Genomic DNA, 6,715 nt, shown 5'->3' on the forward strand with positions numbered 1-6,715 from the left:
TAAATCTCGAATTCGAGATAGTATGAGGTGAAGGATATGTTTAGAAAAGTTGATCATAAAAATATGGGCAGAGCAAATCATGGTTGGTTAAATACACATTTTCATTTTTCTTTTGCCAATTACTACAATCCAAATAAAATGAACTTCGGAGCGTTACGTGTTATTAATGATGATCTAGTAGCGGCGCAAACTGGTTTTGATATGCATCCGCACCGTGATATGGAGATTATTTCTTACGTTGTAGATGGTGCTTTAACACATGAAGACAGCATGGGAAATCGCGGAACGATTGAGCGTGGACATGTTCAATATATGAGTGCTGGCACGGGTGTATTTCATAGCGAGCATAATTTAGGCGATGAAACGCTGCGTTTATTACAAATTTGGATTTTACCAGACCGCGCAGATCATAAACCAAACTATGGTGAGTTTAAATTTGATTGGAGCAAGCGTGAAGATGAATGGTTCCATATGGTATCTTCAGTAGAAGGAAATGCACCAATTCAAATTCACCAAGATGCGAATTTATATTCTTTATCATTAGAGGCTGGAAAAGAAATTCATTTTCCAGTGAAAGAAGGCCGTCAATTGTACCTTGTACAAATTGAAGGAAGCAGTGTAATAAATGGTGAAACGTTTGTTATGCGGGATGCAGCAGAATCTGTAGAAGAAGATATTCACATTCAAGCGAAAGAGCAATCACACTATTTAGCAATTGAATTGAAAAAACAATAAAAGGTTTATAGAAAAGAGGACATCCGATAGATGTCCTCTTTTTTTGATTAGAATTGTCTGAAAAATGTTTCTCAAATTTTCGGTAGAGGTATCGGCTGGGAAAATAAGAATTGTATAAAAGTGTCAAAAATCTTTATGGGAATGGGGAATGTTATAGTGAAAAAGCAAGTCATTTCATCAGCATTAGCGTTAACTGTTATCGCCGGGGGATTTGGAGCGTTTGGGGCAACGACAACGAAAGCGGAAGAACAAAAAATTCAATATCATCAAGAATTTAAAACACCTGCATACATAGGTGAAGAATGGAAAGCACCGGAAGGACTAGATAAAAAAGAGACAGTCTTTCAATACTTAGAGAGTAAGAAAGATATGTTTAAATTAGCAGGAAATATTGAAAAGCATTTTAATATCGTTGGGGAAGAAAAAGACGCTGAATCTGATACGACACATGTGAAGCTAGTTGAGAAACATAATAACATTCCTGTGTACGGTTCTGATCAAACTGTTACACTTGATAAAGAGAATAATGTAAAAGCATTCTTCGGACAAGTTATTCCGAATTTAGATGATAAAAATATTCCTGCAGCTGCAAGCATTACTGCGGAACAAGCAGAAACGATTGCAAAGGCAGATATTGAGAAAGAAATTGGTAAAGTAAAGAGTTATGACGGTGTGAAAAAAGATTTGTTTGTATATGAAAAGGACGGTAATTACTACCTTGCATACTTAGTTAAGGCATCGATTTCAAAACCAGCTCCAGGATATTGGCATTATTTTGTTGATGCAACGAATGGAAATGTTATTGAGAAATATAACGCTGTAGATAACATTACTGGATTTGGTTACGGAGTATTAGGTGCTAGACAATCATTTGAAATTGCTCAAGATACGAAAACAGGACAATTTAACTTGTTTGATGGTAAACGAGGACAAGGCATTCATACATTTGATGCAGAAAATATGGACGAGAACTGGTTTAATTTATTCTCACAATGGCTTGGATATACAGGAGAAGAAGTTGAAAGTAAATCTAAGTTCTTCGAAGATAAAGCTGCAGTTGATGCGCATGTAAATGCAGGGAAAGTATATGATTACTACAAAAAGACATTTAATCGTAACTCTTTCGATGATAAAGGTGCGAAGCTTATTTCAACTGTTCACGTAGGTACAGCTTGGAATAACGCAGCTTGGAATGGTGTGCAAATGATGTATGGTGATGGAGATGGAAAAACTTTCATTCCATTATCTGCTGGACTTGATGTTATCGGTCACGAATTAACGCATGCTGTAACTGAACATACAGCAAACCTTGTTTACAAAAATGAGTCAGGGGCGTTAAATGAATCGTTATCTGATATTATGGGTGTTATGGTTGAGAAGAAGAGCTGGGATTTAGGTGCTGATATTTATACACCTGATAAACCTGGTGATGCGCTTCGCTCTCTTAAAGACCCAGCGTCTATTCCAAACCCATTAAAACCAAGTGAAGGTTACCCAGATCACTATAGTAAACGTTACACTGGAACAGCTGATAATGGCGGCGTTCATATTAACAGTAGTATTAATAATAAAGCTGCTTATTTAGTTTCTGAAGGCGGGGATCATTACGGCGTGAAAGTAACTGGAGTGGGCCGTGAAGCGACAGAAAAAATTTACTACCGTGCTCTTACGAAATATTTAACTGCAAACTCTGACTTCAAAATGATGCGTCAAGCGGCACTTCAGTCAGCTGAAGATTTATACGGTAAAAACTCTAAAGCTGTACAAGCTGTAACGAAAGCTTATGATGCAGTAGGTGTAAAATAATAAGAGAAAAGACCTGACATCCTAGTCAGGTCTTTTCTTTATCCCGCTATCCGCAAATGATGAAATTTCCACTTTATTTAGTCGCGAATACCTAATGCGATTTTCGCCATACGTGACATACGTTCTTTCGACCACGGTGGATTCCAAACGACATTTACTTCTATTTCATTAACTTCAGGTATGTTTGTTGATAATACTTTTTTAACGTCTGATACGATTTGCCCAGCCATTGGACAACCGATAGAAGTCATAGTCATCGTAATGACAGCATTATTATTTTCATCTGCTGTAACATCATAAACTAATCCAAGATTAACGATATCAACACCTAGTTCAGGGTCAATAACAGCTTCTAAATTGGCAAGTAATTTATTTTCAAATGCTTCTTGTGACATAAGCAGCCCCTCCTACACTTTAATGATATCGATTCTCATTATAACGGAAATGAGCATAATGTGCAGGAAATGAGCTCAAAAAAATATCCCTCTTCGCAAGAGGGATATTTTTTGAACATCTATTCTGTTTTAAAATGAGATACGAGCTGATCTAACTCTTCAACTGTTTGTTTCATTTTTCTAGCAGTTACTGTCATTTCATTCATAACGATAACTTTCTGTTCAGCAGATTGTGCCGTTGCGGTAGTTTCGCTGGATACTTCAGTAGAGATAGAAGCGATGTTATTAAGTGAAGCATTCATTTCTTCAGCACTTGCAGCCATTTCTTCAGCAGTTGCTGATATATCTTGCATTTGAGTAGATACTTTATTTACTTGTTCCACAATTGTTGTGAAAGAAGTACCAGCTTCACGAATAACATTGATACCTTCAAATGCTTCAGAACGGCCTTGAGACATCATAGAGCTAGCAGTTTCTGTATCATTTTGAATTTGATGTAGTAATTGATTAATGTCTGTTGCAGCTGTTTTAGATTGTTCAGCAAGTTTTCGAACTTCGTCAGCTACGACAGCAAATCCTTTTCCTTGCTCGCCAGCACGAGCAGCCTCAATAGAAGCATTTAAAGCAAGTAAGTTTGTTTGCTCAGCAATATTAGAAATAGATTGTACAGCAGTATCAATATATTTCGTATGAGTGATTAGACGTTCAACCACTTCTGACGTAGCATTTACAGCTTCGTGTATTGTTGTCATTTGTGAAACAGATTTTTGGATAACGGTACTTCCATCGCTAGCATGTTCAGATGTGGCAACAGCAAGTTCCGCTACAGATGAAGCAGATTCAGCAATACGCTGAACACTTACTGCCATATCGTCCATTGCAGTTGAACTTTCTTCCATACTAGAAGTTTGTGATTGAATACTTGCATTTAAGTTGGACATCGAGCTTTGGACTCTTAATGTCGCCTCACGTGATGTATTCGTTTTTTCTAGCATATTTTCAGAAGCGGTTTGTACTTCCACTGATGTTTTTTGAACGCGATTAATGATATGTTGTAGGTTTTCTAACATTTTATTAAATGATGTTGCGATAGCACTGATTTCATCGTTGCTATTTACTTGTAGACGTGCCGTTAAGTCACCTTCTTGAGAGGCTAATTCTTTTAGTTTTGTATCAATTTGTTGAATTGGTTTCACAAGTTTACCAGAGAACCACCATGCAAGAATAATTGCAACGACAATACAAATAACAAGTGATAGAAAGACTGCATATTCAATTCCTAGTGAAGATTGATCAATTTGTTCAATAGATTGTTCACGTAATTTAGCTTGTTCATTACTGTAATTTGTGAAGTCACCAATTACTTTATAGACCGTTCCGTTTTCTGAAGAAGCTACTTGTAAAGCTTCTTCCCATTTTTGTTCTTTTGCAAGAGTGAATACTTTTTCTTCAACGAACTTTCTCCAAGTAGACCCTAATTCCATTGTACTTTTTACGGACGAAGGAAGATTTGGATTAGAAAGAAGTTTATCTTTTGAATCCTCAAGACGTTTACTCATCTCATTAAACTTGTCTAATTCGACTTGATCATGTTGTAGTAAATAACCCCTTAAAGCAGATAGCTGTACTTGATAAGCGTCTCCACGTTCTTTCAATTCTGTTGCCAGTGGAGAAATTTCTTTTTGTAATGTTTCAGCTTTACGAGATTGGTCAATAGCAAAAAATAAAATAAAAGCTAAGGCGATGCCAAATAAAGCGCAAATCGTTCCCATCATGAACATAAGTTTTTTTCTGATACTTACAAAATTCATATAATTAAAAGCCTCCTTTGTGAAATCTTAGTATTAGAATTAATAAATGTAAAAAATTGAAAGAAAGCTTTACTCCAGTTGGAATAAAGCTTTCTTATTTCCTTTAGGAATTATAGCAGACGGAATGAGAGATAGAAAGAGATATTTTAAATTGAAAAAAGAGAGACTGTAAAATTTTCTTTCCTATACCTTTGGGCTTGTGTCATTACAAGCGAAAGGTTCACTTTAAGCGTTTGTTTTGAAATGAGAGACGAGAACTTCAAGTTCTTGTACGATTGTTTTCATTTCAGATGATTTGTTAGCCACGATACTCATTTTGTTTACTTGATCACCAGCTGAATGTGCTGTTTGTAATGTTTCTGCAGCAACTTCGTTTGAAATAGAGGCGATATTATTTAAAGCTGCGTTCATTTCTTCAGAGCTTGCAGCCATCTCTTCAGCAGTTGCAGACATTTCTTGCATTTGCGTAGAGACTTTGTTAATGTGGTTAACAATTTCTGAGAATGAAGATCCGGCAGTACGAATAACAGTAATTCCTTCAGAAGCTTCTGCTTGACCTTGTGTCATCATGTCATTTGCTATTTTAGTATCGGCTTGAATTTGATGCAGTAAATGGTTAATGTCAGTTGCGGCTAGTTGAGATTGTTCAGCAAGTTTTCGAACCTCATCAGCAACAACAGCGAATCCTTTTCCATGTTCACCAGCACGAGCTGCTTCAATAGAAGCATTTAAAGCGAGTAAATTTGTTTGCTCGGCGATATTCGAAATAGATTGAAGTGCAGTATCGATATGATTTGTATGTGTAATGAGTCGCTCAACTACTTGTGATGTAGCGTTAACAGCTTCGTTAATTGTGTGCATTTGTGTAATAGATTTCTCAATGACTTTATTCCCATCATCTGCTTTTTCTGAAGTTGTGACAGCTAAACTAGTAACAGAAGAGGCGGACTCAGCGATACGCTGAACACTTGTTGCCATGTCATCCATTGCAGTTGAACTTTCTTCAATGCTAGAAACTTGTGAACGAATATTGTGTTCAAGAGCATTCATAGTTTCTTGGGTCCTTGCGGTATTTTCCATAGAAGCAGTCGTTTCGATAAATACATTTTCGGAAGCTTCTTTTACACTTGTTGATGTTTGTTGAACTTGTTTTATTATATGCTGTAAGTTAGTGAGCATTTGATTAAAGGAATTTGCAATGTCACCTATTTCATCTTTACTTGTTACGTGTAATCTAGCCGTTAAATCTCCATCTTGAGAAGCTAATTTTTTTAACTTCTCATCAATTTGTCGAATTGGTTTAACGAGTTTACCAGAGAACCACCATGCTAATAAAATAGACGTTAATGTACATGTAATGAGTGAGAAGAAAATAATATATTGAATAAGTGATGAAGAAGACTCGACGTCAGCAATTAATGCGTCACGTTTCTCATTCTCTTCATTTGTATATTTATTAAAACGATCTAAAAGATCATTTACATAATCTGTTTGTGCTAAAGCAATTTTGGATGCTTCGTCCCATTTTCCTTCACGAGCAAGAGGTAGTACCTCATTATCTATGACGCTACGCCATTTTCCCCCCATTAAAATAGCTTCTTTCATTCCTTCTGGGAGCTTCTTGTCACTTGTTACTTTCTCTCTAGTATCAGCTAATTTTTTCCCTTCTCGGTTGAACTTATCTAATCCTTTTTGATCATGTGATAGTAAATATTCTTGTAAACCAGCAACTTGTGCTTGGAACCAATCGCCACGTTCTTTTAAAATCGTCGCTCTTTTTGATACATCATTTTTTAACGTTTCGATTTCACTTGCTTGATTCATGGCGAATGAAAGAATAACTATAAGAGCAATGCTAAATAAAGAAGAAATGCTTAAGAGTGTGAACAGTAGTTTTTTTCGAATACTAACATATTTCATCGTTACCCCTACTCTCATTTAAACTGTTTATTATGATTTATGGATATT

5 protein-coding genes are annotated in these 6,715 nt (G+C 36.1%); 2 read left to right on the top strand and 3 right to left on the bottom strand.

Going from position 1 to position 6,715, the window contains the following annotated elements:
* The first annotated feature begins 36 nt into the window (after window positions 1–36).
* Complete coding sequence (locus ACQGSG_RS15325; RefSeq protein WP_000488922.1) at window positions 37–735, top strand: pirin family protein; 699 nt, start codon at window positions 37–39, stop codon at window positions 733–735.
* 156 nt (window positions 736–891) lie between these two features.
* Window positions 892–2,541 carry a M4 family metallopeptidase gene (locus ACQGSG_RS15330; protein ID WP_000745121.1) on the top strand — a complete coding sequence of 550 codons (1,650 nt, stop codon included), beginning with the start codon at window positions 892–894 and terminating at the stop codon, window positions 2,539–2,541.
* Window positions 2,542–2,618: 77 nt separating this feature from the next.
* Here the strand turns inward: ACQGSG_RS15330 and ACQGSG_RS15335 are convergent, their stop codons facing one another.
* The 3 genes from ACQGSG_RS15335 to ACQGSG_RS15345 all read right to left on the bottom strand — a co-directional run bounded on the left by ACQGSG_RS15335 (window position 2,619) and on the right by ACQGSG_RS15345 (window position 6,667).
* Window positions 2,619–2,936 carry a metal-sulfur cluster assembly factor gene (locus ACQGSG_RS15335; protein WP_214631740.1) on the bottom strand — a complete coding sequence of 106 codons (318 nt, stop codon included), beginning with the start codon at window positions 2,934–2,936 and terminating at the stop codon, window positions 2,619–2,621.
* Window positions 2,937–3,055: 119 nt separating this feature from the next.
* The gene (locus ACQGSG_RS15340) at window positions 3,056–4,747 is read right to left on the bottom strand and encodes a methyl-accepting chemotaxis protein (RefSeq protein WP_325842566.1); all 1,692 of its coding nucleotides are present in this window, start codon (window positions 4,745–4,747) and stop codon (window positions 3,056–3,058) included.
* A gap of 225 nt (window positions 4,748–4,972) precedes the next feature.
* Window positions 4,973–6,667 carry a methyl-accepting chemotaxis protein gene (locus ACQGSG_RS15345; protein WP_426947585.1) on the bottom strand — a complete coding sequence of 565 codons (1,695 nt, stop codon included), beginning with the start codon at window positions 6,665–6,667 and terminating at the stop codon, window positions 4,973–4,975.
* Between the last annotated feature and the right edge of the window lie 48 nt (window positions 6,668–6,715).

The sequence above is a fragment of the Bacillus sp. GMa5/1 genome, from assembly GCF_050172015.1.
Taxonomy (GTDB): Bacteria; Bacillota; Bacilli; order Bacillales; family Bacillaceae_G; genus Bacillus_A; species Bacillus_A cereus.